The organism is Sphingorhabdus rigui (assembly GCF_014196595.1).
In the GTDB taxonomy this organism is placed as follows: Bacteria; Pseudomonadota; Alphaproteobacteria; order Sphingomonadales; family Sphingomonadaceae; genus Sphingorhabdus_B; species Sphingorhabdus_B rigui.
The window spans coordinates 412,184-439,002 of the sequence record NZ_JACIEA010000002.1; the positions used below are offsets into that span (position 1 = coordinate 412,184).

The following is a 26,819-nucleotide window of genomic DNA, read 5'->3' on the forward strand; positions in this document are numbered from 1 at the left end:
CCCCCGCCCATTCCTTAATATGCATGCGAATCAATAGTCGATAGCGACTCGCACATAATAGAAGCCACCGTTTATGCCGAATGGACCACCCGAACGCGGATAGACTTGGCCGTCTGCAAGACTGTTGGTCAGCGCATAAACCGGGTTAGTTGCCGTCGGTGCAATCTTATCAGGATAGGTATCAAACAGATTGTTGGCACCGACCGTCAGGGTATAGCGATCAGCGAAGGTGTAGCTGATGTCGAGATCAGTGACGAACTTAGCACCGAACTTCTGCCCTGGATATTCAAGCTGATTCGCCCACGAACTGAAATAATTTTCGCGCGCATTGATCGAAAAATCGCCAATCTGCCAGTTTGCCGACGCATTAACACGATGCTTAGGTGGCAGGTTCGAAACGTTGAACCTTTGCGCCGGGCTGATCACCAACGGGTCAAAGTCGGTTACCTTGCTCTTGTTATAGTTATACGCAAGCGTCAGGCTTAAAGGGCCGCCAGCCAGATCGGTGCGGTAATTGGTTACAAAGTCGAAACCGGTGGTGCGTGTTTCAAAACCGTTGGTGAAGTAGTTCACGTCGCCCGCAAGGCCCACGACTGCCAGCGAAGGCAGCGCAACGAGGTCCGCTGCCGACACCGTAAAGGTCTGCGAAATGCCGATACGGTTCTTAACCTTGACCGAATAACCATCGAGCGTGATGCTCAATTTGTCCATCGGCGTCAGCACGATGCCGCCCCCGAAATTGAGGGATTTTTCCGGGTTAAGCGAGGTTGCGCCATAATATTGCGCAATGTCGCTGGTTACGGGATAGGTGCCGGTTTGCACCTGATTCCCGCTGCGGAAGTTGGTGGTCACGATCTGTGTGTTATTCTGGCCCGGCGATGGTGCATGGAAACCGGTACCTGCCGTAAAACGCACCGCAACCGCATCGGAAAAGTCATATCGCGCATTTAACTTGCCGACAACCGTGCTGCCGAAGGTGTCATAATGTTCCCACCGCCCAGCAACGCCGGCAGTGAATTGTTCTGTGACATCGGTTTCAGCGCCGACATAAACCGCATAGCTTTGCTGGCTGTTGGTGCCGGCAAAGGTCGGGCTGACACCGCCATAGCCGCTGGCGGCGGGGGATTGGGTCACGCGGCTATTGAACGCGTATACGCCCGGCGCGGTTTCGCGATACAGATCCTGAACCGCAAAAGGACCAGCACCATAAGATTGCAGATCGCCGACGGTCGTCTCATATTCCTCGCGACGATACTCAGCGCCACCAGACAAGGTGACAGGGCTAAAGAAGCCGACCTCAAGCGGATAGGTTAGATCCAGATTGACGTTCTGTTCACGCTGGATGAGCTTGCCGAAGAAGAATTCGGTCTGGCTTTGCGGGCCGTACGACGCACTGAGCGAATCGGTCATCGACAGCGACAGTGAGTTGCGCGCCAGTGTTGCCGAAACATCATATGTCAGGCCGCTTTCAGCTTCACCCTTCACGCCTGCAACACTGTAGAACTGATCAACCTTGCCAATGAAGCGCGGCGTAAATCCGCCGGGATAAATCGACGAGAAATTAAATGTCTGTTGTGTGTTGGCAAGATTCGAAAACACGAACGAACCAGCGGGGCAAGTCGCATTACCAGCCGGGCACGGCGTCAAATAAATGGTATTGAACGAGCCGTTACGGCCGGGCGAGCGCGTCGCGGGCGTTCCGGTTCCGATGTCAACGGTCAGCGGCACTGGCGCGCTGATGGGAGAGCGATAGTTGAAGCTCTGGTTCGCCTTGCTGTGCGCATAATTGGCGACGAGATAGAGCTGGGCATTATCCCCGACGTCGAGCGCGCTGTTCATGAACAGCTTGTAGCCATCCGATGGCGACGAACCCCAGATTTGTGCGGGAAGGCCGCTGGATAAATTGGGGATGCTGCCAACGACGCCTGGCTGCGTCCGCGCCAGTTCCAGCGCGATCGGCCGCGTCGCACCGCGGCTGGTGCCTTCACTGTCGAACCATTCGCCCGAGATGTTGACGAAACCGCTGCTGCCGAGCTTGAAACCGGCATTGGCCGACATCTGCTTGCGCGTGCCGTCGCCTTCATATTGCTGACCCCACAACGCCTGTACATCAAAGCCCGCATCGTCACGCAGTTGATAGTTGATAACACCGGCAATTGCGTCTGAACCATATTGCGCAGTCGCACCGTCACGCAGCACCTGAAGGTTTTTGAGCGCGATCGCCGGAATATTGGAAACGTCGGCACCTTGTGAGCCGAACGACAACGCGGTATCACCGCCTGTATAGACCTGGACCAGCGCAGAACGGTTGTAACGCTTGCCATTAATCATGACGAGAATCTGGTCAGCACCAAGGCCGCGGAGCGACGGGGCGCGCACAAAGGTCGAAGCATCCGAAATCGTGTTCTGCGGTACATAGAAAGACGGAACCAGGTTGCGCACCACGTCGAGCAGGTTTGCCTGCGGCTGTCCCTGCAACTCGTCCGAGCCGATAACATCGACTGGCGAGGATGAAGCGGTATCCGACCGATCCGTGCGGCGCGAACCGATGACGACGATGGATTTTTCTTCGCCGGTGGCTGCTGTTGTTGTGTCTTCACTATCCTGCGCCAATGCAGGCTGCGCCGCCATCAACGCAACTGCGGCGGTTCCGCACGCCAACCACGCGCTCGATACAGATTTAAAATGTGACATGCAAATCTCCCTGATTGACCGGATCCTTGCCATGGCATTTTCCATGGCTGTGAACCTTCGGCTATTCCTTCCATCCCGCCCTTGTTATTGGTCAAAAAAGTCCGGGTGAGAAGGGCTTCAAAAAATTGTTACAAAATGTGGCAAAAACGTCACAAACGGTAAAAAGGAAATCGCCATGCATCTTGTGCCAGACCAAGGAGCCGACGCCGCGGAATTGATCGATTTTGCTCAGTTTCTGGCGGTCGATATACGTGTGGGGAAATTATTGGCCGCTGAGCCATTAAGGCACGCGCGCAAACCAGCCTATGTGCTGACGATCGATTTCGGTGACACAATCGGTGTGAAGAAAAGCTCGGCGCAAATCACAGAGCATTATACGCCGGAGGAATTGCCCGGACGACTGGTCGCTGCAGTCGTCAATTTACCACCAAGGCAAATCGGCAAAATCATGTCGGAAGTGCTGACACTCGGCTTTCCTGATGCCAGCGGGGCAGTCGTTCTTTTTACACCCGACCGCGAGGTGCCGTTGGGCAGCCGCCTCTTTTAGGAAGCAGCTGCCCGATAGCGTCTGGCGTTTAAGCCATCTTCTCCTTGATTTCGGCCGCAACGTTCGATGGGACTTCATCATAATGATTGAAGAACATCGAATAGTTTGCACGTCCTTGCGTGAACGAGCGGAGCTGGTTCACATAGCCGAACATGTTGGCCAAAGGCACCATGGACTCAACAACCTGCGCATTACCGCGGCTGTCAGTGCCTTGAATTTGACCACGACGTGAGTTCATGTCGCCGATCACATCGCCCAGATATTCCTCAGGAGATACAACTTCGACCTTCATGATTGGTTCAAGCAGTTTGATGCCGGCTTTTTGCGCAGCTTCACGCATGCCTGCACGACCAGCGATTTCGAATGCCAGCGCCGACGAGTCGACGTCATGGTATGCGCCGTCATACAGCGTGATTTCGAAATCGATGATTGGGAAGCCGATAAGCGATCCGGACTCTGCGGTTTCGCGCATGCCCTTTTCAACCGATGGAATATATTCCTTCGGAATGTTACCGCCCTTGACTTCATCCTTGAAGATGATGCCCGTGCCACGCTCGCCCGGCTTTACCGTGAACTTGATACGGCCGAACTGACCTGAACCACCCGACTGTTTCTTGTGGGTGTAATCAACGTCAACTTCGCGCGCGAGATATTCGCGGTAAGCAACCTGCGGCGCACCGACATTTGCTTCAACCTTGAATTCACGACGCATACGATCGACGATGATGTCGAGGTGAAGCTCGCCCATGCCCTTAATGATCGTCTGGCCCGATTCGTGATCGGTCGAAACGCGGAACGATGGATCTTCAGCAGACAGACGATTGAGCGCGATGCCCATCTTTTCTTGGTCGGCCTTGGTCTTTGGTTCAACCGAGAGCTCGATAACGGGCTCAGGGAATTCCATACGCTCAAGAATGATCGGGAAACGTTCGGCGCACAACGTGTCACCGGTTGTTGTTTCCTTCATGCCGGCAAGCGCGATGATGTCGCCTGCAAATGCTTCGTCAACGTCCTTACGTTCGTTGGCGTGCATTTCGAGCATACGCCCGACCTTTTCCTTCTTGTCCTTCACCGAGTTCAGGTACGTGCCCTTAACAAGGCTACCCGAATAGATGCGGATGAAGGTCAGCGAGCCGACGAATGGATCGTTCATGACCTTGAACGCGAGTGCCGAGAACGGCGCATCGTCCGTTGCCGGACGGCTGTCTGGCTCAAGCGTATCCATGTGGACGCCCTGAACATCAGCAATATCAAGCGGCGAAGGCAGATAATCGACAACAGCGTCAAGCAATGGCTGAACGCCCTTGTTCTTGAACGCCGAACCACAGCAGACAGGAACAAACGACTGGTTCAACGTGCCCTTGCGGATCAGCGCCTTCAGCGTTGCAACGTCCGGCTCATTGCCTTCAAGATATGCTTCCATGGCAACATCGTCTTGCTCAACAGCAAGCTCGATCAACTCGCTGCGATACTTCGCAGCTTCGTCAGCCAGGTCAGCTGGGATATCTTCGTAGAAGAAGTCCGCACCAAGCGATTCGTCTTTCCAGATGATCGCACGGTTGTGCACCAGGTCGACGAGACCCTTGAGGTCCGCTTCCAAACCGATTGGAATATACAGAACGGCTGGCTTTGCACCCAGACGATCGATGATCGATTGAACGCAATATTTGAAGTTCGCGCCGGTACGGTCGAGCTTGTTGATGAAGCACATGCGTGGAACGCCGTACTTATCGGCCTGACGCCATACGGTTTCGGACTGTGGCTCAACGCCGGCAACACCGTCGAAGCAAGCAACCGCGCCATCGAGAACGCGCAGCGAACGTTCAACTTCAATCGTGAAGTCAACGTGGCCTGGCGTATCAATGATGTTGATGCGGTGGTCGTTCCAGAAGCAGGTCGTTGCAGCCGACGTGATCGTGATGCCACGCTCTTGCTCTTGCTCCATCCAATCCATGGTGGCTGCGCCATCATGAACTTCGCCGATTTTATACGACTTGCCGGTGTAGAAAAGAATGCGCTCGGTGGTCGTGGTTTTACCGGCGTCGATATGCGCCATGATCCCGATGTTGCGGTACATATTGAGTGGATGGCTGCGTGCCATATGCTTTACTCCGAAGTGTGGGCCACCGAAGTGGCCCGAATGTGATTACCAGCGGTAGTGTGCGAATGCACGGTTGGCTTCCGCCATACGGTGCGTATCTTCACGCTTCTTGACGGCGTTGCCACGGTTTGACGCGGCATCCATCAATTCACCCGACAAACGGGCAGCCATGGTGGTTTCACTGCGGTTACGTGCAGCGCCAATCAACCAACGAATCGCAAGTGCCTGCGCGCGCTCTGGACGCACTTCGCAAGGAACCTGATAGGTCGCACCACCAACGCGGCGGCTGCGGACTTCGATGCCTGGCTTTACGTTATCCAGCGCTTCATGGAAGGTTTGGATAGGATCTTTCTTGGCGCGGGCTTCAACAGTTTCCAACGCACCATAAACGATACGCTCTGCTGCTGACTTCTTACCATCAAGCATCAGGTTGTTCATGAACTTCGAAAGCACGATATCACCGAACTTGGGATCGGGAAGAATGATGCGCTTTTCGGGACGACGACGACGTGACATATTTTATTTCCTTTATCTCATGGGACCAGTGGCAGCGCAGTTGCGCGCCAATCGGCCAGCCAATGGTAACGTTCGAATTACTTCGGACGCTTTGCACCATATTTGGAACGCGATTGCTTGCGGTCCTTGACGCCCTGCGTATCGAGTACGCCGCGAAGCACGTGGTAACGCACACCGGGAAGGTCGCGTACGCGGCCGCCACGGATAAGCACAACGCTGTGCTCCTGAAGGTTGTGGCCTTCACCTGGGATATAGGAAATAACTTCACGCTGGTTGGTCAGACGGATCTTCGCAACCTTACGCAAAGCCGAGTTCGGCTTTTTCGGGGTCGTTGTATAAACGCGTGTGCAAACGCCGCGCTTTTGTGGATTTTGCTCCATCGCAGGGACCTTGGACTTGGTCTTCTGCGGGGTCCGGCCCTTGCGGACCAGCTGGTTAATCGTTGGCATATCTTCACCTTGTTTAAAGCGGTTACTTTGGGTGGGCAGCCGTATTTTGCGGTGGAGGCTCAGCCTTTGGCCCACCCGGCCGATCACACAATGTGCTGCTATTCTGAGTTCTTCCCAAATGACCAAAGAGAATCGGTCCTCTGGCCATGGGAAGGCGCGCCATTAGCGCCAGCAGGCGGTCGGGTCAAGTAGTGCCCACACGTTCGCCCAGCACGGCATTTTCAATCCGGATCCGCCACCACAATAACGCAGCGTTCAATATCGAAAAAGTCAGCGCCATGGCGGGCGCACCAAGCAGGAGCGGCAGGAGCGCAATTTCCACGACCACCAATGCGTAATTTGGATGCTTGATAAAGCGATATGGCCCACGCTTCACCCGCGGGAAATGCGGCGCACTGATGATGCGGGTTGTCCACCACCGGCCAATGCTTGCCAGCGTCCAGAAACGGAATGTCTGGCTGGCGACGAACGCGTTGAGCAATAACAGGTTCGGCCCCGCTGTCGGTTCCGCAAACAGCGCAATCGACACAAGCCAGCCGCTGTGCAGCAATATGAACAACGGATAATGCTTTGCCCCATGCTCACGCCCGCCTTCGGCCAGCAAACGCCGCGTATTGGCGTTGGCGTAGGCAAGCTCGGCAAGCCGCTGTATGATGACATAGGCAAAGACCGCCTGTGCCCAGAATGGCCAGTCGAACAGCATCATGGCGTTATGATTCCCATCGCACCGACAAATCCGGGGCCCAGCGCCGTCAACAAGGTTGGCTTTGTAATCGGCCCAGCCGTCAACAAAGCGTCCAACACAAATAGCACCGTTGGCGAACTCATATTGCCATGCGCCCGCAGCACCGAACGGGTCATTGCCAAATCATCACCCAGATAGTCCGCAAGCGCATCGACAACGCGGCCGCCGCCCGGGTGACAGGCAGGCTCGGCCATCTCGGCTTTCTCAAGACCTTGCCGCGCCAAGAATGCGTCGCAGACGGGCGCAAAATGGCTGTTCACGAATACAGGAATGTCCCGCGCAAGCACCAGATCAAAGCCCGTGTCGCCGATTTCCCAGCCCATCATATCTAGCGTGTCGGGCCACACATGGCTGGCAAAGGCGGAAAGCACAGGGCCGGGCCCTGCCCCAACCACCGCCGCCGCGCAGCCATCGGCGAACAAAGCCAGCGCAACCATATCTTTTTTGTCCATCCGCGCATGGTCATATGCAAGACTGCACAGCTCAAGGCTTACGAGCAGGACGGGCTTGTCCGGATTGGCGCGGAACAGGTCCGCAGCGACGCCAAGTCCAATAACCCCGCCCGCGCAGCCATAGCCAAATAAGGGCACGCATCGTGTATCGGGTGCAAATCCCATTTTCGCGATCATCCGGCTGGGCAGGCTTGGCGTCATGGTTCCTGTGGTTGACACAAACACAATCTGACCGATGTCGGCGGCATTGATGGCGGCACGATCAAGTGCCTGTGCCGCGGCAGCCTCAAACAGAACTGCTGCAGCGTCGGCATATACCGCTGCGCGACCGGCCCACGAGCGTGGCGCAAAATAATATTCAGGCGGCATCGCAATATGCCGCTGATCAATGCCGGTATTGCCTAGAATATCCGCCATACGCGCCGGTAGGGCATGACCTTTGGCCTGCGCCAATATCGACAAGACCTGATCTTGCGTAATGCGATGCGGCGGCACAGCGGTTCCAAGCGAGAGCAAGCGGGGGGAAATAAGCGTCATTGGTCAGTCAGCTACGCCTGTTATCGGCTTTGCGCTAGGTAGACTTTACCCTACCTCGATTTACGCCCAACCGACATATCGCCCTTTCACAATTGCAGCGCGAAGATGACAAGCATGGCGGGGCTTGATAGAGGACCGCCAAACCGAGATTGAAAGAAGCACTGAACATGAATGCCATCACCCGTCCCGTCCGTACCCGGGTAGCTCCTTCACCCACTGGCGATCCGCACGTCGGCACGGCCTATATCGCGCTCATCAACTATTGCTTTGCCAAGAAGCATGGCGGGCAATTCTTGCTGCGGATTGAGGATACCGATCAAGTGCGGTCAACGCCGCAATCGGAAAAAATGATTCTGGAATCGCTCCGCTGGCTTGGGCTTAGCTGGGATGAAGGTCCGGATGTTGGCGGACCGCACGGGCCCTATCGCCAGTCGGAACGGAGCGCGATCTACACCGAACATTGCGACCGCCTGTTGGCCGATGGCCATGCGTTCAAATGCTATTGCACGCCTGAAAAGCTAAGCGCCTCGCGTGCGGCCCAAATGGCCGCAAAGTTGCCGCCCAAATATGACGGCACCTGCCTTTCATTGACGGCCGACGACTGCGTGAAGCTCGACGCAGACGGCGTGCCGCATGTTGTCCGCATGAAAATTCCGACGACCGGCACATGCATCGTTCAGGACACGTTGCGCGGCGAGATCGAGTTTGAATATTCGGTGGTCGATATGCAGGTCCTGATGAAATCAGACGGATTGCCGACCTATCATCTGGCCAATGTTGTCGATGACCATCTGATGGGCATCACGCATGTCATGCGCGGCGAAGAGTGGATTTCGTCGGCGCCAAAGCATTTGTTGCTATATCAATATTTTGGTTGGGAACCGCCAGTGCTCACGCATTTACCGTTGCTGCGCAATGCCGACAAATCAAAGCTGTCAAAGCGGAAGAACCCGACGAGCATCTTATATTATCAGCGCGCAGGTTATTTGCCGCAGGCGATGCAGAACTTTCTAGGACTGTTCATTAAATCCGCAAGCGAAGAAGACGAAAAAACCTCGCTCCAAACGCTTATCGACGAATTTGACGTGCACAACATATCGCTCGGCGGTCCCGTGTTCGACACGTCAAAGCTGGACTGGCTGAATGGCCGTTATCTGCGCGAAGAATTGAGCGTTTCGGAGTTTCTGGACGCCGTAAAAGCATGGGCATTGAATGACAGCTATCTGACGCCCATCGCCGAAATGGCGCAGGCGCGGATTACCAAAATGTCGGATCTTGGTGGGCTTACCGCCATGTTCTTCATGAACCGCATTGAAGGCATGACGCTTGAACGGCTGCGCGATGGCGTGAAGCTGGAGCAAGATGCGCAACGCGCAGCCTATACGATTGCGTTGCAGCAGTTTGACGGAATGATCGAATGGCACCGGGACGGTGTTGAGGGAACATTGCGCCGCACCGCCGAAGTTCTGGATGCAAAGTTGAAGGATGTTATCCGGCCATTCTATCTGGCCATAACCGGCAGCGCGCAGGGCGTGCCCTTGTTTGACGCCATTACGCATCTGGGCCGCGACATCATTCGTGAACGGCTGCGCCACGCCATGGAGCTGCTTGGGCCAGCGACATCGAAAGAGGTCAAGGCTTGGACCGATTTGCTGACGGCCCCGCCAAAGGCAGAATGAGCGGGCTTTCCATTCCAAATGGCTGGGAAGCACCCTTAAGCGCGGCGCTGGCCAGCGAAGGCATGGCCGCACTTGCACGGTTTTTGGAGGCCGAGCAGGCGACTGGCAAAACCATCTATCCGGAACGATCCGCATGGTTTCGTGCGCTTGAACTGACCCCGCTCGATCAGGTGCGGGTCGTCATTTTGGGGCAAGATCCCTATCACGGCCCGGGTCAAGCCCATGGGTTGAGCTTCAGCGTGCCGCCGGGCGTCCGGCCGCCGCCAAGCCTTGTGAACATTTACAAGGAACTGGAAAGCGATCTCGGCATACGCCGTCCGACCCATGGCTTTTTGGAGCATTGGGCAAAGCAAGGCGTGCTGTTGTTGAACAGCGTCCTGACGGTCGAAATGACGAAGGCCGCTTCGCATAGCCGGAAAGGATGGGAGCAGTTTACCGACGCGATTGTTGGGCGCGTGAATGACAAGCCAGATCCGGTCGTGTTCATGCTGTGGGGTGCCTATGCCCATAAGAAAGCGGCAAATGTTGATGCCAGCCGCCATTTGGTGCTGAAGGCTGCGCATCCATCGCCATTGTCCGCCTATAACGGCTTTCTGGGCTGCAAACATTTCTCGCAATGCAATGCCTTTCTGACTAGCAAGGGTCAGCCTCCGATTGATTGGACATTGCCCGATGCGGTTTAGTGAACAGCCCCACCGCCGTTTCAATCCGCTGAAAAACGAATGGATTTTGGTGTCGCCGCACCGGGCAAAGCGTCCATGGCAGGGGCAGCAGGACAGGCCAGATAATGAAGTGCGGCCAAGCCATGACGCGAACTGCTATTTGTGCCCGGGCAATGAACGCGCTGGCGGGACACACAACCCCGATTACAAAAATGTCTTCATTTTCGACAATGACTTTGCCGCGCTGATGCCCGGAGACGGCGACGAAACCGACGAGGACAACGCTTTATTTCGTGCAGCACCTGCCCATGGCACATGCCGAGTCATTTGTTTCTCGCCGGACCATGGAAAGACATTGCCCGAAATGCCCGTGGCCGAGATCGCGGCCGTCGTCGACAATTGGGCGGCGCAGGAAGCCGAGTTGTCGGCCAACCATGCCTATGTGCAGGTCTTTGAAAACAAAGGCGCGATGATGGGCTGTTCAAGCCCGCACCCGCACGGGCAAATATGGGCGACCGATTATGTCCCCGCCGAACCGGCGCGCGAGGACGAAACGCAGGCCGAATATTTCGACAAACATCAAAGCGCGATGCTGCTCACTTATGCGGCCCAAGAGGCAGGGGACGGTGCGCGTACCGTCGCCATGAATGACCATTGGATTGCGGTTGTACCTTATTGGGCGAGCTGGCCGTTTGAGGTGCTCCTGCTCCCGCATTTTGCTGTCCAGCGGCTAAGTGCACTGACTTCAGCACAACGCCATGACTTGGCCGACATCCTAAAGTCCGTCACGATCGCTTACGACAATCTGTTCCAGACAAGCTTTCCTTATTCGATGGGGTGGCATGGCGCACCGAGCGCAACACCGGGCGCACCGCACTGGCAACTGCATGCCCATTTTTATCCGCCCCTGCTGCGTTCCGCGAGCGTGCGCAAGTACATGGTGGGATATGAAATGCTTGCCGAAGCACAGCGTGATCTGACGCCCGAAGCGGCGGCCGAACAGTTGCGCGCGCAAAGCAAAATCCATTACCGGGCCACAGCATGACCCCGCTCGACAAGGCGCTATATGACAACGTCAGTGCGGCCTTTGCCGCACAATTTGGGTCAGCGCCTGATCTGCTGGCCCGCGCGCCCGGACGGGTGAACCTGATTGGCGAGCATACCGACTATAATGACGGGTTTGTTCTGCCCTGCGCCATTGGCCCGTCGACGATGGTTGCCGTCAGCCGGCGTGACGACAATGCTGTGCATGTCGTCGCTGTGGACTTTGACAACGCGGTGGACGCGTTCGACCTCAAACAGCCCATCGGACGCAATACGGACCAGCCCTGGGCCGATTATGTCCGCGGCATGATAATGGCCCTGCAAAATGACGGGCATGCGCTTACCGGCGCGAACATAGCCATCGCGGGTAACTTACCCAAAGGCGCAGGCCTATCGTCATCGGCCTCGCTTGAGGTCGCTGTCGGCAAGGCCATGCTCGCTCTGGCCAATATCGAGATTGACCACAGCCGCCTCGCGCAAATCGCGCAAAGTGCGGAATGCGATTTTGTGGGCACCAAATGCGGGATCATGGACCAGCTCATTTCCGCCCAAGGTAAAGCCGGCCATGCGCTCTTGATCGATTGCCGAAGCCTTGCGCTGACAGATGCACCCGTACCCGATGATATTGCGATCATGATTGTCCATTCCGGCGTCACACGTGGCCTCGTCGACGGGCATTACAACGAACGCCGCCGCCAATGTGAGGCAGCCGCCAAAGCAATGAGTGTCGCCGCGCTGCGTGATGCGAACCTCGATATGCTCGCGGCGGCGGGGCTTGATGCCGTCACGATGTCACGGGCACGCCATGTGATTACCGAGAACCAACGGACTTTGGATGCAGCGGACGCGCTTGCGAAAAACGACCTGACCACGCTTGGGGCCCTGATGGCGCAAAGCCATGCATCGATGCGCGACGATTTCGAGATTACCGTTCCGGCCATTGATGAATTGGTCGCGCTGTTGCAACGCGCGATCGGTCCCGTGGGCGGCGCACGGATGACCGGCGGCGGCTTTGGTGGCGCCTGTGTCGCCGTCATGCCAGCGACCAGCGTCGATAAAGTCCGCGCCGCGATTGCTGCCGAGTATAAAACGCCGGAAGGCACTTCGCCACTGATCATGGTGGAACGCCCCGGCCCGGGGGTCGCTATTTTATGAAGGATGTTGGGGTGCGCCGATAGTCTACCGATGCTCGGCGACGCCATAGTCTACGCGTTTATGCCACCGGCACCATCGCGATCCTGCGACTAAAAACCCATGAAGCGCACATTGCCTTCAACCGGCTCGCGCTGGCGATCAAAAGCATTCACCGCAGCCTCTTCATCGCGGTAGCCAATGGCAATGCCGCAGAAGAAAATATGCGTCTCATCCGACACGCCGATGAATTCCTTGATAAGCTTTGCATGCATGGCGAGGAATTCTTGCGGGCATGTGTCTAAACCTTCGCCACGCAGCAGCAGCATGATTGTTTGCAGCCACATACCGACATCTGACCATTGCGGCGAGCCCATGCGGCGGTCGAAATAGCACATCAGCACAGCAGGCGCTTTGAACGACATGACATTGTTGTGCACGAATTGACTGCGCGCATCGGCGTCGGAACGCCCAATACCCATTGCCTGATACATCGACGCCCCAACCTGTTGCAGGCGCGCCTTACATTCCGGGATGACTTCGGGCTCTGACCATGAATATTCAGGCGGGTCCTGCATCGGCGAAGCCAACATCTTCTTCTGCAGCTCCGCGAGCGGCTCCCCGGTGAGGATCGTTGCCTCCCAAGGTTGGAAGTTACAGCCAGAAGGCGCCCACCGCGCGGTATCCATAACCCGATGCAGCACATCCAAAGGAACGGGATCAGGCTTAAACGCCCGGATGGAACGGCGGGAAAGTACGGCTTCGCTAACAGTCAGATTGTTCATACCGCGTTTCCTGCCGCGCAAGTCGCGCTTGGTCAAGCTGAAGTGACTTATGTACTGAATAAACAGCCAGTTGCAGCCCAGCTGGAGTCAAACCGGTGAGGCCCAATACGGGCCGAAGTAAAGTGTATGAGGGAAATGGTGCCGCCTATAGGATTCGAACCTACGACCCCCGCATTACGAATGCGATGCTCTACCAACTGAGCTAAGGCGGCGCTGGCCTGTTGGCCGTGGGGAGCGCATAGCCAAGTGCGTCTGTGAGTTCAAGTGACCTTGTGCCAAATACCGCGACCGCATGGAATGCACGCGCGAAATTGCGCGTCCTTATTCTCCGGACAGGACCCAGCCGACGCTGATTTCTTTGGCAGCCAGCGGAACGTCAAGCCGTGCCTCGCTAAAATCGACCTTTTCTCCGGGGCCAAGCGTGCGTGTCTTTGCCTTCATTTTCCAGCTGTAGACGGACCGGCCGCTCGCATCCTTCAGCGTGACCAGCATTTCAGGTACATTTTGCTTCACGGCTGTGGGATTAACGATACTGCCGCTCGCAATGAAATATGGCGTGCCATCCTCGCGTTCGTTGAGTTCGAGATTGTCGTTTAAAACGATGGTCAGATCGGGTTCCGCGGCCGCGCTTGAAAGGCCGAAATCGGGCATGCCAAAATAGGATGCCGCGCCGCCAATAGCGGCTACCAAAATGGCAAAGGCGACAGCCGCCATCGTCCACATCTTCGAAGGATTCCGGCGGGCCTTGAACGGTGGCTCATGGGCAAAACGGCTCTGCGCAGGCGCATCGTCCAATAATCCGCCCCGCGGCACAGAAGGTTCCGCAGAGGCTGCGGCTGGTTCAGCTGATCCAGCGCGCATTTCAGCAAAATTTGGAAATGCAGGTTCAGTCGCGCCGGCATCATTTCTGCGTTCTGCGTCCACCGCACTTGGCGAAACGAATGGCGGTGCCGGAGGCGCAGGTTGCGGAACGGGTGCGGGCGCGGGCTCACCCACGGGTGTAGCCGGTGGCACCGCCTGCGCTGGCGTTGTTGCCTCGGCGGGTGGCGCGCTATGCGTGTCCACGGGTGCAACAACGGCGGGTGCCGGTGCTACCTCGGGCACAACCGCTGCCTGGAACCAGCTATGCTGGCAGCTAGCACAGCGCACTTGGCGGCCGTCAACGCCAACGGCATTGTCAGGGACAACATAACGTGTGCGGCAGGATGGACAGACGAGCAGCATTCCTGCCCATAAACAGCAGCAGCCGGTGACTTGCAACCCTCTTTCATAAAATGCTGTGGACGGTGCAGGTTCATCGGCCGCTGGTCGCATGAATAGCCTTTGCCCCGTCATGCCGTTTGTGGCATTTATCGCATCGATGCAGAGCGTGGTGGAATTCGACAATGTGGGGTTAAGATACGGAACGGGGGTGGAAACACTCACCGACATCAGCTTTACCTTGCACCCGGGAAGCTTCTATTTTCTCACCGGCGCATCGGGCGCAGGCAAGACGTCGTTGCTGAAATTATTATATCTCGCGCACCGCCCAAGCCGAGGTGCAATGCGTATGTTCGGGCATGACACCATCACCTTGCCGCGCGACCGCCTGCCAGGTTTTCGGCGCCGGATTGGTGTCGTTTTTCAAGACTTTCGCCTCGTTGCGCATTTGTCGACCTTCGACAATATCGCTCTGCCGTTGCGGATTGCCGGCATTCAAGAAAAGGATTTACGCGGCCCAGTCACTGAAATGCTGGCATGGATTGGCCTTACCGAGCGGGCGGATGCACGGCCAGCGACGCTTTCGGGCGGTGAACAGCAACGGGTCGCAATTGCCCGCGCTGTCATTGGCCGCCCTGAAATGCTTGTGGCCGACGAACCGACCGGAAATGTCGATCCGGAAATGGCCCGCCGGTTGCTTCAGCTGTTTGCTGCGCTGAACAAGCTGGGAACCACCGTTGTGGTCGCAACGCACGACATCCATTTGCTGCAAGAGATTGAAGGCGCGCAGATGATGCGGTTGGACAAAGGCCGCCTGTCTGATCCCACCGGATCCCTGCGTCACCCGCCACGGCCATTGGTTTTGGACAACTGATGCTGCTGGATTTCGTCCTTCCTGCGCATGACCGCAAGCTCATCCCCGAGGGCCGTTTATCAGGGCCGATGCCATGGGTGATTGCCATCATGTTGTTTCTGACATTGCTGGTGGCGGCAGGCGGGCTGACGCTTGCTGAGGCTGCGCGCCAAGGGGGTCAGGATCTTGCGCGGCAAGTGACTGTCCAAATCATCGAGTCAGACCCTGCACAGCGTGCGGCGCAACGTGCCGCAGTCACCCGCGCGCTGCGCAAGTTGGACAGCATTGCAGAGGTAAAGCCCGTGCCCGATGCCCAAGTGCGTGCTTTGCTCGAACCATGGCTGGGCACAGGCGTTATTGACGCAGATGTTCCCGTCCCGGCGTTGGTGGATGTGCGCTTCGCTTCTGTACCCACTGCCGAAACGATCACCCGGTTACAGTCAACGCTGCGTTCGGTTGCGCCAAATATCCGGGTGGATTCGCACAGCAGTTGGATGGCGCCGTTTTTCGAACTCATGCGCGCGCTGCTATGGCTGGCGGCGGCCGTGTTCCTTTTACTGCTCGTCGCCACGTCGGCTGTCGTGATTTTGGCGGTTCGAAGCACGCTGAATACCCATCGGGAAACGATAGAGATTATGCACATGATGGGCGGCACCGATGTTCAGGCCGCACGCCTATTCCAACGCCGCGTTGCCTTGGATGCATTGCTCGGGGGAGCCGTCGGTTTCATAGTTGCAGCAGTTGTTATCGTTACCGTGGGTGACCGGTTTGCGGCCGTTGAGCCTGGGCTTTTATCTGGTGCGCACTTTCCATATTATGGCTGGGCAATCCTCGCGCTCATTCCGCTTGCCGTAATGGCGCTTGCTATGCTTATGGCTCGCATGACGGTGATTTCGGCGTTAAAGAGAATTTTATGATCAGACGGTCCATTGCTTTTGTGTTGCTTGTCTGGATGCTTGGCTTCGCCTGGTTTGCGTTGCTTTTGCCGCAACCCGCCGCAATCACTCCAACCGACGCCGTCGTTGTCCTGACGGGCGGTCCGAACCGGATTGACCGCGGGCTTGAGATATTGGCATCGGGGCAGTCGCGAAAAATGCTGATTTCCGGGGTCGACCGCGATGTAAAACCGCGGGAGCTTGCCGCGCAATATCCGGGTTCTTCGAAATATTTTAAATGCTGCATCGATCTGGGTTTCCAGTCGGTCGATACGCGATCGAACGCATTGGAAACGGCGGCATGGGCAAAACGGAACAAAGTGACCAGTTTGCGGCTTATTACGCATGATTGGCATATGCGGCGCGCGCGCTTTGAACTCGACCGGGAATTGTCCGCCAATGTTGCTGTCACCAATGATGCCGTATCGACGCACCCATCGCTGGGCGCGCTGTTCAAAGAATATAATAAATATTGGTTGCGGGCTGTCGCGTCTCTGCTGGGTATGTAGCCGATGATCGCGATGATCCGATCTGCTTTATACATTGCCATTTTCTACACTGGATCGGTGTTTTTCGTTGCCACAGCGTTTTTCGCGCAGTGGTTTTCCATTCCGCTGATGCAATGGGCGGTACGCGGCTGGTCGCGCTGGCAATATGCCTGCTACCGCCGGATTTTGGGCATCACGATTAAAATTGAAGGCCACTTGCCGCACAAGCCCGTGCTCTACGCGATCAAGCATGAAAGCATGTTTGAGACAATCGACATGCCCCGTATGTTTAACAAGCCCGCCGTGGTCACCAAAAAAGAACTGTTCGACATACCCTTTTGGGGGCCCGCAGCGCGCGCTTATGGCATGATACCCGTTGACCGCAACGGCGGCGCCACCGCATTGCGCGCGATGCTCGTTTTGGCGAAAAAGATGATCGCCGACGGGCGACCCATTGTGATTTTCCCGGAAGGCACGCGCGTCGCGCCGGGCAGCCAACCGCCGCTGCAATCGGGATTTGCCGGATTGTATAAGCTCATAAACTTGCCCGTCGTACCAATTGCGGTCAACAGCGGCACCTTAAGCCCGCGCAGGACCGGTATCTGGAAATCGGGGACGATTACGTACAAGGTAGGCGAAGAACTGCCCACCGGCCTGCCGCGCGAAGACATTGAAGCGCGGGTGCATGCCGCGATTAACGCGCTGAATTAATGCTTGCGTCCAAAGTCGGGCGCGTCATCATCTTGGCCCTGTTCGACAATCGACCGCCGGATGTCACGCGTACGGCTGAACAACGCCTCCAACTCGTCGCCTTTGCCGTACCGGATGGCGCGTTGCAGGGCGCTTAAATCTTCCGAAAAACGCTGCAGCATTTCAAGCACAGCGTCCTTGTTCGACAGGAACACGTCACGCCACATCACGGGATCGGACGCGGCGATGCGGGTGAAATCGCGGAAACCACCGGCGGAATATTTGATAACTTCGCTTTGCGTCACACCTTCAAGATCATCGGCGGTTCCAACAATCGTATAGGCAATAAGATGCGGCAGATGGCTGGTGACGGCCAACACCATATCATGGTGGCGCGCATCCATGATTTCGACATCCGCGCCAAGGCGCTGCCAAAAATTGCGCAAGCGCTCGACAGCAGCCTCTGGCGCATTCTCGGGCGGCGTCAATATGCACCACCGCCCTTTGAACAGGGTTGCAAAACCCGCATCCGGGCCGCTTTTTTCCGTACCCGCAACAGGATGGGCGGGAATGATCATGGCGTTAGGCAGAACGGCCGCAAGCGCGTCCGCAACGCTTTGCTTACATGAGCCGACGTCACTGACAATGGCGTCGGCAGGCAGGTCGGACGCGAAGTCCGCCGCCACTGCCCCCATGGCGCCTACGGGTACGCACAAAATGACAAGGTCGGCGTCCATGACCGACGCGCCCGCGGTATCGGTGACATCGTCGCATATGCCCAATTCGACCGCACGTGCACGAACAAGCGGATCGGCATCATGGCCGGTGATCCGCACCGACGGCATGTTCGCCTTTACGGCACGGGCGACGGACGAGCCAATGAGCCCAAGCCCGATCACCGTTAAACGCGCAAATGGCAGCATCAGGCGTGCGCTTCCAATATCTTGCGCAACGCCGCCATGACACCGCGATTTTCATCCTCGGTGCCAATCGTAATCCGCAGCCCGCTGCCAAGGCCCTGCCCCGGCAACCAGCGCACGATATAGCCTTCGGCCATAAGACCATTATAGGCAGCTTCCGCGCTGCAATTGCCTTCAAACAATATCATCAGGAAGTTCGCCCACGACGGGATGACTTTCACGCCATAGTTCGACAATGCCGCAAACTCTGCTGCCATCCAGTCACGCCATTCGGCATTATGCTGGCGGCTGCGCGTCACGAAATCTGTATCGCCAAGCGCGGCAATCGCTGCGGCTTGCCCTGCAGTGGTGACATTGAACGGCGCACGCACGCGGTTGAGCGTCGCGATCAGGCCCGGCTGACCATAGCACCAGCCAATACGTTCGGCCGCAAGGCCATAGATTTTGGAAAAAGTGCGCGTAATCAGGACATTGTCATGCTGGCGCGCAAGCTCGAGCGCGGCAGGGCCGTCATCCTCAAGATATTCGCCATAGGCTTGGTCCAAAACAAGGACGCAGTTGCCCGGTAGGCCGGCATGAAGCCGTGCGATTTCGGCGTCGCTGCAATAGGTGCCGGTCGGGTTATTGGGATTTGCGACGAAAACAACGCGTGTCTTATCCGTCACCAACGCCAGCAACGCATCCACGTCCGTGCCATAATCCTTATCAGGGGCGACAATCACATTGGCAGCGGTTTTCCGCGCGGCGATGTCGTACACCGAAAAGCCGTAGCGGACATAAATGATATCATCACCAGCGCCAGCATAGCCCATGGCGATGAGGTTCAGCAGTTCGTCAGAACCGGTACCGCAAACGATCAGGTCGCTGTCGACGTCATAGGCTGCGCCCAACGCCTCGCGCAGCGCGGTGCTGGCAGGGTCAGGATACCGCGCAAGCGATGCGCCTTTATCGACCAGCGCTGCGGCCGCATGTGGGCTGCACCCAAGCGGATTTTCGTTCGCGGATAATTTTATCAGCACCCGTCCATCATCCGACTTGGCTTTGCCGGGGGTATAGGCGCTGATGGCTTCGATCCATGGTTTGGCGGTAGGCGTGTTCATGCCCGCGGCCATAGCGGCGCAAGCAGCGAAGCGCAACGCTCGCCCTATTTGGCCAACGCACATTAAAGAGTTTCTATTGTTTCGCACGGCCACGCTGATATGGCGTTGCTTATGCAAGAAGATACGCGTTTCGGTCTGGATAGGAAGATACGCCTGCTGGGACCAGTGCGACTGGACAGCGGCGCGGAATTTGTGCCTGTCGATATCGCGTATGAAACCTATGGCGCATTAAACGCCGATAAATCGAACGCCATTCTCATCTGCCATGCGCTGACCGGCGACCAATATGTTGCGTCCACGCATCCCATGACCGGCAAGGACGGTTGGTGGACGCGTATGGTCGGGCCAGGCAAGCCCATCGATCCTGCACGGCATTGTATCATCAGCATCAACGTCATGGGCAGTTGCATGGGTTCTTCAGGGCCCGCCAGCATCGACCCCACAACGGGTGCCGCCTACGCCATGGGTTTTCCCGTCATCACCATCCCCGACATGGTGCGCGCGCAGGCGCTCTTGCTTGACCATCTGGGCATTGAAACGCTGGAGGCCGTCGTGGGCGGATCGATGGGCGGCATGCAGGCGTTAAGCTGGGCAGCCTTATATCCCGAACGGGTGAAGTCTGCGGTCGTGATTGCGTCTACCGCCCGCCATTCCGCGCAGAATATCGCCTTTCACGAGGTCGGGCGTCAGGCCATTATGGCGGACCCTCGCTGGAACAATGGCGCTTATTATGGCCACGAGGCGCCATCGTCGGGCCTCGCCGTTGCCCGTATGGCCGCGCACATCACCTATCTATCGGAGGCAGGCCTCACCGAGAAATTTGGCCGCCGCCTGCAAAACCGCGATGCCAAAAGCTTCGGATTTGATGCTGATTTTCAGGTTGAAAGCTATTTGCGTTATCAAGGTCTTAGCTTTGTCGACCGCTTTGATGCCAACAGCTATCTCTACATCACGCGAGCGATGGACTATTTTGACCTTGCCGAACCGCATGACGGCGTTCTGGCAAAAGCATTTGCACGCACAAAAACACGCTTTTGCCTGATCAGTTTTGACAGTGATTGGTTGTATCCGACCGCCGAATCGCGGCGCATTGTTCACGCGTTAAACGCTGCGGGTGCTGCGGTCAGTTTTGTTGAGCTATCAAGCCCGTTTGGCCATGATGCCTTCTTGCTGGAAGCGCCGGAGATGAACCGCATCGTGGACGGTTTCTTGCGCGCTGGAGAGCAATCATGAGCGCACTTCGCCCTGACCTTGCCATCATCGCCCGCGAAGTCCGCGAGGGGGCCCGTGTGCTGGACGTTGGCTGCGGCGATGGCGCGTTGATGGCGGCGTTGCGTGACACCAAAAATGTGGATGCCCGCGGTCTTGAACTGAATGCGCACGATGTTGCGACCGCCGTATCCCGGGGCCTATCGGTCATTCAAGGGGATGCCGACACCGATTTGGCGGAATATCCAGACGGCAGCTTTGATTATGCCATTCTCAGCCAGACATTGCAGACGACCAAAAGGCCTGATCTGGTTCTCGACCATCTGGTCCGGATCGGGCGGGAGGCATTTGTCTCCTTCCCCAACTTCGCCCAGTGGCGCATCCGTTTTGCCCATATGTTTGGGGGACGTATGCCCGTCACGAAGCAACTTCCACACCTCTGGTACGACACACCCAATATCCACCATGTGACCATCGACGATTTCCGAAGCTTGTTACACGACCGGAATATCGAGATTGAAGGCCAGTGGTTTCTGTCTGGGAACAAGCCGCGCGGTGATCGCTTCGCCAACCTGCTGGCGCAACATGCTGTGTTCAAACTGCGCCGAAAATAGTCCGGCGTCGAAAAGATGCCCCGATATCGCGTCGGCCATATGGCCTTTCAGTAAAACTCAACCAGCGGCTTGGCTTCCCGCACACTGATTTGGCGATCCTGTTTTGGCGCCCTTTGCGCGACCACAGCAGGTGCAATGCGCTCTGCCCGAACGATTGTCACTGTCGCCGTTGCAACCCGCACCGCGCTGCGACGTTGGATGGGGCCTCCAGCAGCAGCTGCAGCTGCTGCCGCCGCCAAAAGGACTGCGGTGAGAATCATGCTTATAGTAAACGAACCATTTACCAATTTTGGCAACAATTAATGGTGGTGCATGGCGGTGCCATGGGCGGGAAATACGGCCAATCGCCGGCCAAGCTTAATCATGTACCGATTTCCGACATTGTCCCGGTCGCTTCTAAACCGATAAAGCCTGTTGCGCCGGCCAACGGGCTTTGCTAGTGGCCCCCTCCTACCTGTCGAGGCGCGTGCGGCCATGGCGGAATTGGTAGACGCGCAACGTTGAGGTCGTTGTGGGCGAAAGCCCGTGGAAGTTCGAGTCTTCTTGGCCGCACCAGACAGTCTGTATTCGTCACCCAGACACTCAAAAACCTAACCCCAGGCAGCTCTCAAAAGGCCAGTTTAGGCTAGTTTTTTGATTTTTGCGATGGGCGAGACGCTTTCGTGAGCATCTGGTTTAGAGGGTCTGCGACCTGCATTTGGTGCTGGCGTCTCCGACATCAGCTTTTCGCCAATCCCAGAAAGCCGTGCTTGCCAGGCCTTTATGGAGATAATCCGGCTGCGCAGCCGATCTGACGGCGAAAATGGCGACGAGATCTTCAGGAGTGACGAAAGATCGCTCAATGAGTTTCGCTAGGTGCTTGTGACACCGTCCATGCGCCTTTGCGAGTGCTGCAAGCGATAAGGTGGGGTTCTCCATCACAAGCTTGCGGGCTTCGAACGCCTCAGCCAGCTTAAAGATCGCCTTTTCATTGCGCTTGGGCGGCGCTGGCCGCCCTGCTTCTTCTTCGTCTGGTATAACCAGCCTTATCTGGTGTCCTTTTCGGGCGCGCTTGGCAGGCACCGTTAAAGCAACCGCCGTTTGTTCGTCAGATGCCGGGAAGCCCAGAAGAGATGCCAGCCTCTCTGGCCTTAGCCGAACAACAATATGGTCAGCATAGAGTGTAATCCGCTCTGTAAGCCTGTGGATAAGCTCATACTTGCTATTGGCTGCGCCACTTTGAAGCATTGCTGCTGTAAGGTCAGCTTGGGCAAGTGCATTTTGGAGCGTGGTTGCTTCGACGTCAGACCCTGCGAGCTTTGCGATCTCTGCTGGGCTGTTAAGATAAGCTGCCAGACGGTCAGTTGTAAGCTGCTCTATGTCATGTGCGTTGACGCGCCAGACGGGCGTGGTGTCTGCCTTGTGGGCCCGCGTGATGTAGTAGCGATAGCGGGTAGTCTTGCCCTTAGTGGCATGGACAGGCGTCATAGGTCGCTGCTCGCTATCGAACAGGAGGCCTGTCAGCAGGCTTGGATGTTGTGCTTTAAGGCGCCTAGAGCTGCCCGAAGCATTCTCCTTAAGCTTGGCCTGGACGGCATCAAACAGGTCTTGAGAGACGATAGCTTCATGCTCACCGTCATAAACCTGTCCTTTGTGGACGATCTTGCCAAGGTAGATCTGGTTAGAAAGCAGGTGATAAAGCGTGCCTCGTCTAAAACGACATCCACCCCTGTGCGGGCCGCTGGCCCGGTGCTGAACCTTGGTCGTATAGCCTTGGGCGTTCAGATGATTGCCAAGGTCCTGAACGGATGGGTGCTTGAGATATTGTTCGAGGATGTATCGGACGAGCATCGCTTCTTTGGGGTTCGGGATCAGCCGCCTGTTCTCAAGACCATATCCCAGAGGAACAGGGCCTCCCATCCACATGCCTTTGCGTTTTGAGGCAGCGATCTTATCTCTGATCCGTTCGCCTGTGACCTCACGTTCAAACTGGGCAAACGAGAGAAGCATGTTGAGCGTAAGCCTGCCCATGCTGGTTGTAGTGTTGAACGACTGGGTAATGGACACAAAGCTCGCCTTGGCCGTGTCCAACACATCGACGATCTTGGCAAAGTCAGACAAGCTTCGGGTAAGCCTGTCGATCTTGTAGACAAGGATGATATCGACCCTGCCATCTGCCACATCACTCAGCAGACGCTTAAGGCCAGGACGTTCCATATTCCCCCCTGAATATCCGCCATCATCATAACGCTCAGGCAGAAGATGCCAGCCTTCATGCTTCTGGCTCAGCGCATAAGCAGCACAGGCCTCATATTGCGCGTCGAGGCTGTTAAACTCTTTTTCCAGCCCGTCCTCGGGGGACTTGCGCGTATAAACCGCACAGCGGAATACCTTCTCAACCACGGCGCTTCATCCCGAAGAACCTTGGACCTGACCAATGTGCGCCTGTTACCACTCTCGCAATCTCACTCAGAGAGCCATAGAGTTTATCCGCATACAGATATCCCTCTTCTCTCACCTCAACGCTGATTGTCTTGCCATTCCATTCTCGGACTAGGCGGGTGCCGACAGACAGAGAGCGCCGAACAGAATCCACGCGTTTATTCTCTCTTGGCTTGCGGCTCTCGACCAATACGCGATCGAACTCAGCAAGCACCCAAGCAGGAATGCCGCCATAGGCATGTTCGCGGGTACGCTGAGCGTAGAGCAGACGCAGTAGGCCGGTTGAGATGTTGGGGGGCTTAGTACCTTCAAGCCGCTCCCAGCAGGCGTGCAGTTCTGCTGTCGAAAGGGCAGGAAGGACGTTGAGCTCTTCCAGCCAGGAATCATCAGTAATGGGTTGCATGAGTGGCCCTCTTTGTGAGTAGGCCTCATGCCTGCCTCCACCACCCAAAGCACCGTGGATCAGGCCCAGCGGGGCAAGCAGCGCTCACTAGCGCCGCTATACACTACCCTACTGCTCGAATTGGAAATGAAGTCCAGTGGAACATGCTCGGTTTATTCCGTACGGCGCACCGTGGCGGCTGCAGTAAGAAGTGATGTAAATATCAGCTTTGCAGCCAAATGCCGCCCGTCACGCTTCCAATTATGCTATCAAGACATGGGAACAAGCTCAGATCCGCGCAGAACTAATCGCCACCATCAGCCAATGGTAATTCGATATTTGCGCCGTTAATCTTACTCAATTTCACATCTCATTGGAGGATCCGTTTCAGCGTTTTGATGCAGGTGGTTTGGATGCGCTCGTCGGGGCTTTCGCCCGCGCTATTTTGCTTCGCAAATTATCCACCATACAAAGGTCGGACAAACCTGCTGCTTGGCAATGTAAGAATTGATGTCATACTCGCCCCCTAACGCGAGTTTCAACAGGCCACCCTTTGGGGCAGCTAAGTTCAACAAGCTGATCTAAAACCTGCTTGACTTTGACCTTATTGGGTAGGTCCTGTCGACCCTTCGGGTAAATCCTTAATAGGATAAAGCTTGTTGCCAATTTATCGCTGACACCATCTTGTGGACACATTATAAAGCGGCTTAATTTAGGGTGATTAGCCTGTAATTACATGGCGATTTTATGGCAGGATATCGGAAGATTAGCCCGCATAGAAGAAACCACTGGATTTTAGGATGTAAAGACAGTTGCTCGCAATTAAAATCTTGTAGCGGTCAAGTGATGTATTTCAGACAAAATATTTCTAACCGTAATCGGGAGCTCATCTACCGATCGACATTGTTCGATGAAGAGACCCACCATATCGTCTGAGCAATCGCGCCGATCGCGAAGTACAGAAATCGCAATTTCGCTAACCTCGTCGTCGCCATGTAGGAATGCATCGTACGTGCCGCAATGTCTGGGGTAGGTATCGAATGTATCAGCAACTTCAAGAAATCTGCGATGAACCTCAGGAGAAGTTTCCGAAATTATAAGAGCCTCAAAATCTTCGTTCGTCGATTGCCACGAAGCAGTATAATCTTCCAATTTCAACGAGGCTTCATCATCAAAATCTTTCGCAGGCAAATTATAGAATGCGAAAGCCTTCTTTTGCATTCCTTTAAACATAGGACCAAATTGGGGCACCAGGTGCGCATTACCGCACGCGAATACAAAAATTCCAGCCTGAGCAAGTTCTGCATACTCTTCATGTGTTGACGATTTTTGAAACACTAGAGATGCTGCTCGAAAAGCCGATGAGGCAGCTTCACTATCGACTACGAAAACAGATTGACCTAAAATAGCGTTGGTTAACTGGCGGTGTTGCGACTTTCTCAACTCAATTGGTAAATTCTTTCGCCCAAACGATGACGCGCAAACTTCATGTCTTGCGTTGTTTGACAGAGCTAAGATGCTATGCGTTTCGAATAACGCCGTTACAATTGGGGAGTTGGTTGTCGTGATCACCTGATTTATTCCCGACAAAATCAAACGAACGAGTTGCACGAGCATGTGTGTGGGCTGGCCTTCTTCCAGTTCCTCAATAACCAGATTGACCGCAGTGCTGCCCTTCAATTCCAACAGTGATTCAAGGAGTTCGATTAGCAACAAACCATGTGCACCAGTGCCTCGCTTCTCTACAGGAAGGTCAATTCGATCCAAACATTCACCGGTGAACAGAGCGATGTTTTCTATTAAATCAGCGCTTCTTTTGCCGGAAGGCAAATTTTCTAACACGTAGCGTGCCGTCTCAGCAGTTAATGGGCGCGTTATGAAAGATTTAAGGCGCGCATTTCCTTTGTGGCCAGTTGCTGGGGATTCCACGTTTATGCTGCCACTAGAAGACGGCGGCGGCGGCTCGCAACTGTCGGAAAAATTTTTCCTGCCTAGAACTAATATTCGTTCCAGCAAGCTGCCGCTATGCAGGCTCAACAGTTTCGAAGTATTCCGGCTAGGCCCAAGAAAAATAAATCCACAGTGACGCTTTTCGGCTCGCCCAAAAATGGTCCGTCCGCCACCAAACGATTGATCGACTTGTGCGCTGTCGACATCTAGCGCCGAAGGATAATCAAAAAAAGTTCCTGTAATAAAATCCTGCTCGTTCTGTTCGTATCTAGCAATAAAAACCACAGGTAGCACCCAATGCAAGTGGGACCCGTCGCCTACCAAGGAGCGGTCATCCACGTCGTCGGCGAAGCCATGCATGTCATCGTTCCATGCCCTTATATGTTTTTTGAATAAAAACCGGTCTTCAACCGAAAGATCAGTCAGAATAACATTTAACCGTATTTCAATTGGTTGGTTGTTGCTGTCGATATACTGACGATTATAAAAATCATATTCATCAACGACAGGATGGCGATTCAGAGCATCCACGCTCAGGACCAAACCCAAGGCCTCACAAATGCTAGTTCTGCCACTTCCATGAGCACCGACTAAAAGCGTATGCCCGTGCAGGTTTATTACCCCCGAGGAAATTCCGCGGAAGTTTGATATTTGGAGTTGTAACACTTTCACTTGAAGTTGCCTTTCAGTGATCCAAAACAAATGAGCAATTGCG

At 55.7% G+C, this 26,819-nt stretch carries 25 protein-coding genes and 2 tRNA genes; 12 read left to right on the forward strand and 15 right to left on the reverse strand.

What is annotated here, in order from left to right; all coding sequences use genetic code 11:
* Positions 1–30: 30 nt before the first annotated feature.
* Complete coding sequence (locus GGR91_RS09620; RefSeq protein ID WP_246337134.1) at positions 31–2,694, reverse strand: TonB-dependent receptor plug domain-containing protein; 2,664 nt, start codon at positions 2,692–2,694, stop codon at positions 31–33.
* Between the two features lie 175 nt (positions 2,695–2,869).
* On the opposite strand from GGR91_RS09620, the gene GGR91_RS09625 reads away from it, so the two are divergent.
* Positions 2,870–3,241, forward strand: coding sequence for a tRNA-binding protein (locus tag GGR91_RS09625; protein WP_183941968.1), 372 nt, complete (start codon positions 2,870–2,872; stop codon positions 3,239–3,241).
* A 28-nt stretch (positions 3,242–3,269) separates the two neighbouring features.
* Here GGR91_RS09625 and fusA read toward each other — a convergent pair whose 3' ends face one another.
* The 5 genes from fusA to GGR91_RS09650 all read right to left on the reverse strand — a co-directional run bounded on the left by fusA (position 3,270) and on the right by GGR91_RS09650 (position 8,041).
* Positions 3,270–5,342 (reverse strand): elongation factor G, encoded by a 2,073-nt coding sequence (gene fusA / locus GGR91_RS09630; RefSeq protein ID WP_183941969.1) that lies wholly within the window; start codon positions 5,340–5,342, stop codon positions 3,270–3,272.
* A gap of 45 nt (positions 5,343–5,387) precedes the next feature.
* Entirely contained in the window at positions 5,388–5,858 is a 471-nt protein-coding gene (gene rpsG, locus GGR91_RS09635) for a 30S ribosomal protein S7 (protein ID WP_125229576.1), read from the reverse strand.
* A 77-nt stretch (positions 5,859–5,935) separates the two neighbouring features.
* Entirely contained in the window at positions 5,936–6,307 is a 372-nt protein-coding gene (rpsL, locus tag GGR91_RS09640; protein ID WP_125229575.1) for a 30S ribosomal protein S12, read from the reverse strand.
* A gap of 184 nt (positions 6,308–6,491) precedes the next feature.
* On the reverse strand, positions 6,492–7,013 hold the full coding sequence (locus tag GGR91_RS09645) for an isoprenylcysteine carboxyl methyltransferase family protein (RefSeq protein WP_246337135.1): 522 nt from the start codon (positions 7,011–7,013) through the stop codon (positions 6,492–6,494).
* Complete coding sequence (locus GGR91_RS09650) at positions 7,010–8,041, reverse strand: type III polyketide synthase (protein WP_183941970.1); 1,032 nt, start codon at positions 8,039–8,041, stop codon at positions 7,010–7,012. Before GGR91_RS09650 ends, GGR91_RS09645 begins: the two co-directional genes overlap by 4 nt.
* Positions 8,042–8,208: 167 nt before the next feature.
* On the opposite strand from GGR91_RS09650, the gene gltX reads away from it, so the two are divergent.
* From gltX to galK, 4 genes are read left to right on the forward strand one after another with little or no spacing between them, the layout of a single operon-like run.
* On the forward strand, positions 8,209–9,720 hold the full coding sequence (gene gltX / locus GGR91_RS09655; RefSeq protein WP_183941971.1) for a glutamate--tRNA ligase: 1,512 nt from the start codon (positions 8,209–8,211) through the stop codon (positions 9,718–9,720).
* Complete coding sequence (gene ung, locus GGR91_RS09660; RefSeq protein WP_183942069.1) at positions 9,717–10,403, forward strand: uracil-DNA glycosylase; 687 nt, start codon at positions 9,717–9,719, stop codon at positions 10,401–10,403. Before gltX ends, ung begins: the two co-directional genes overlap by 4 nt.
* Positions 10,393–11,427 carry a UDP-glucose--hexose-1-phosphate uridylyltransferase gene (locus GGR91_RS09665; RefSeq protein WP_183941972.1) on the forward strand — a complete coding sequence of 345 codons (1,035 nt, stop codon included), beginning with the start codon at positions 10,393–10,395 and terminating at the stop codon, positions 11,425–11,427. Before ung ends, GGR91_RS09665 begins: the two co-directional genes overlap by 11 nt.
* Positions 11,424–12,581 carry a galactokinase gene (gene galK, locus GGR91_RS09670; RefSeq protein WP_183941973.1) on the forward strand — a complete coding sequence of 386 codons (1,158 nt, stop codon included), beginning with the start codon at positions 11,424–11,426 and terminating at the stop codon, positions 12,579–12,581. Before GGR91_RS09665 ends, galK begins: the two co-directional genes overlap by 4 nt.
* An 89-nt stretch (positions 12,582–12,670) precedes the next feature.
* Here galK and GGR91_RS09675 read toward each other — a convergent pair whose 3' ends face one another.
* The 3 genes from GGR91_RS09675 to GGR91_RS09685 all read right to left on the reverse strand — a co-directional run bounded on the left by GGR91_RS09675 (position 12,671) and on the right by GGR91_RS09685 (position 14,566).
* On the reverse strand, positions 12,671–13,342 hold the full coding sequence (locus GGR91_RS09675) for a nitroreductase (protein WP_183941974.1): 672 nt from the start codon (positions 13,340–13,342) through the stop codon (positions 12,671–12,673).
* Positions 13,343–13,478: 136 nt separating this feature from the next.
* A tRNA-Thr gene (locus GGR91_RS09680) sits at positions 13,479–13,554 on the reverse strand.
* Between the two features lie 109 nt (positions 13,555–13,663).
* On the reverse strand, positions 13,664–14,566 hold the full coding sequence (locus GGR91_RS09685) for a zinc-ribbon domain-containing protein (RefSeq protein ID WP_183941975.1): 903 nt from the start codon (positions 14,564–14,566) through the stop codon (positions 13,664–13,666).
* Positions 14,567–14,654: 88 nt separating this feature from the next.
* Between GGR91_RS09685 and ftsE the strand changes: the two genes are divergently transcribed.
* Genes ftsE through GGR91_RS09705 form a run of 4 tightly spaced genes read left to right on the forward strand, consistent with a single transcriptional unit; the run spans position 14,655 to position 17,529 of the window.
* Entirely contained in the window at positions 14,655–15,416 is a 762-nt protein-coding gene (ftsE, locus tag GGR91_RS09690; RefSeq protein WP_407698407.1) for a cell division ATP-binding protein FtsE, read from the forward strand.
* Positions 15,416–16,312 (forward strand): cell division protein FtsX, encoded by an 897-nt coding sequence (locus GGR91_RS09695; RefSeq protein WP_183941976.1) that lies wholly within the window; start codon positions 15,416–15,418, stop codon positions 16,310–16,312. Before ftsE ends, GGR91_RS09695 begins: the two co-directional genes overlap by 1 nt.
* Entirely contained in the window at positions 16,309–16,839 is a 531-nt protein-coding gene (locus tag GGR91_RS09700; protein ID WP_183941977.1) for a YdcF family protein, read from the forward strand. The genes GGR91_RS09695 and GGR91_RS09700 overlap by 4 nt, the downstream gene beginning before the upstream one ends.
* Positions 16,840–16,842: 3 nt before the next feature.
* Positions 16,843–17,529, forward strand: a complete 687-nt coding sequence (locus GGR91_RS09705; RefSeq protein WP_183941978.1) for a lysophospholipid acyltransferase family protein — start codon at positions 16,843–16,845, stop codon at positions 17,527–17,529.
* Here GGR91_RS09705 and GGR91_RS09710 read toward each other — a convergent pair.
* A complete protein-coding gene (locus GGR91_RS09710) occupies positions 17,526–18,431 on the reverse strand; it encodes a prephenate/arogenate dehydrogenase family protein (protein WP_183941979.1) in 906 nt (301 codons plus the stop codon). The genes GGR91_RS09705 and GGR91_RS09710 overlap by 4 nt on opposite strands.
* Positions 18,431–19,528 carry a histidinol-phosphate transaminase gene (gene hisC, locus GGR91_RS09715; protein ID WP_183941980.1) on the reverse strand — a complete coding sequence of 366 codons (1,098 nt, stop codon included), beginning with the start codon at positions 19,526–19,528 and terminating at the stop codon, positions 18,431–18,433. Before hisC ends, GGR91_RS09710 begins: the two co-directional genes overlap by 1 nt.
* A gap of 111 nt (positions 19,529–19,639) precedes the next feature.
* Between hisC and metX the strand changes: the two genes are divergently transcribed.
* Together metX and metW are read left to right on the forward strand one after the other, a co-directional pair.
* The gene (gene metX, locus GGR91_RS09720) at positions 19,640–20,761 is read left to right on the forward strand and encodes a homoserine O-acetyltransferase MetX (protein ID WP_246337136.1); all 1,122 of its coding nucleotides are present in this window, start codon (positions 19,640–19,642) and stop codon (positions 20,759–20,761) included.
* Entirely contained in the window at positions 20,758–21,351 is a 594-nt protein-coding gene (gene metW, locus GGR91_RS09725) for a methionine biosynthesis protein MetW (RefSeq protein WP_183941982.1), read from the forward strand. The genes metX and metW overlap by 4 nt, the downstream gene beginning before the upstream one ends.
* Positions 21,352–21,398: 47 nt before the next feature.
* Here metW and GGR91_RS09730 read toward each other — a convergent pair whose 3' ends face one another.
* Positions 21,399–21,611, reverse strand: a complete 213-nt coding sequence (locus GGR91_RS09730; RefSeq protein ID WP_183941983.1) for a hypothetical protein — start codon at positions 21,609–21,611, stop codon at positions 21,399–21,401.
* Positions 21,612–21,819: 208 nt separating this feature from the next.
* Between GGR91_RS09730 and GGR91_RS09735 the strand changes: the two genes are divergently transcribed.
* A tRNA-Leu gene (locus GGR91_RS09735) sits at positions 21,820–21,906 on the forward strand.
* 120 nt (positions 21,907–22,026) lie between these two features.
* On the opposite strand, the gene GGR91_RS09740 is transcribed toward GGR91_RS09735, so the two are convergent.
* From GGR91_RS09740 to GGR91_RS09750, 3 genes are all read right to left on the reverse strand, one after another.
* The gene (locus tag GGR91_RS09740; RefSeq protein WP_183941984.1) at positions 22,027–23,733 is read right to left on the reverse strand and encodes a recombinase family protein; all 1,707 of its coding nucleotides are present in this window, start codon (positions 23,731–23,733) and stop codon (positions 22,027–22,029) included.
* Positions 23,726–24,175 carry a DUF2924 domain-containing protein gene (locus tag GGR91_RS09745; RefSeq protein WP_183941985.1) on the reverse strand — a complete coding sequence of 150 codons (450 nt, stop codon included), beginning with the start codon at positions 24,173–24,175 and terminating at the stop codon, positions 23,726–23,728. The genes GGR91_RS09740 and GGR91_RS09745 overlap by 8 nt, the downstream gene beginning before the upstream one ends.
* A gap of 801 nt (positions 24,176–24,976) precedes the next feature.
* Positions 24,977–26,776, reverse strand: coding sequence for an AAA family ATPase (locus GGR91_RS09750; RefSeq protein ID WP_183941986.1), 1,800 nt, complete (start codon positions 26,774–26,776; stop codon positions 24,977–24,979).
* Between the last annotated feature and the right edge of the window lie 43 nt (positions 26,777–26,819).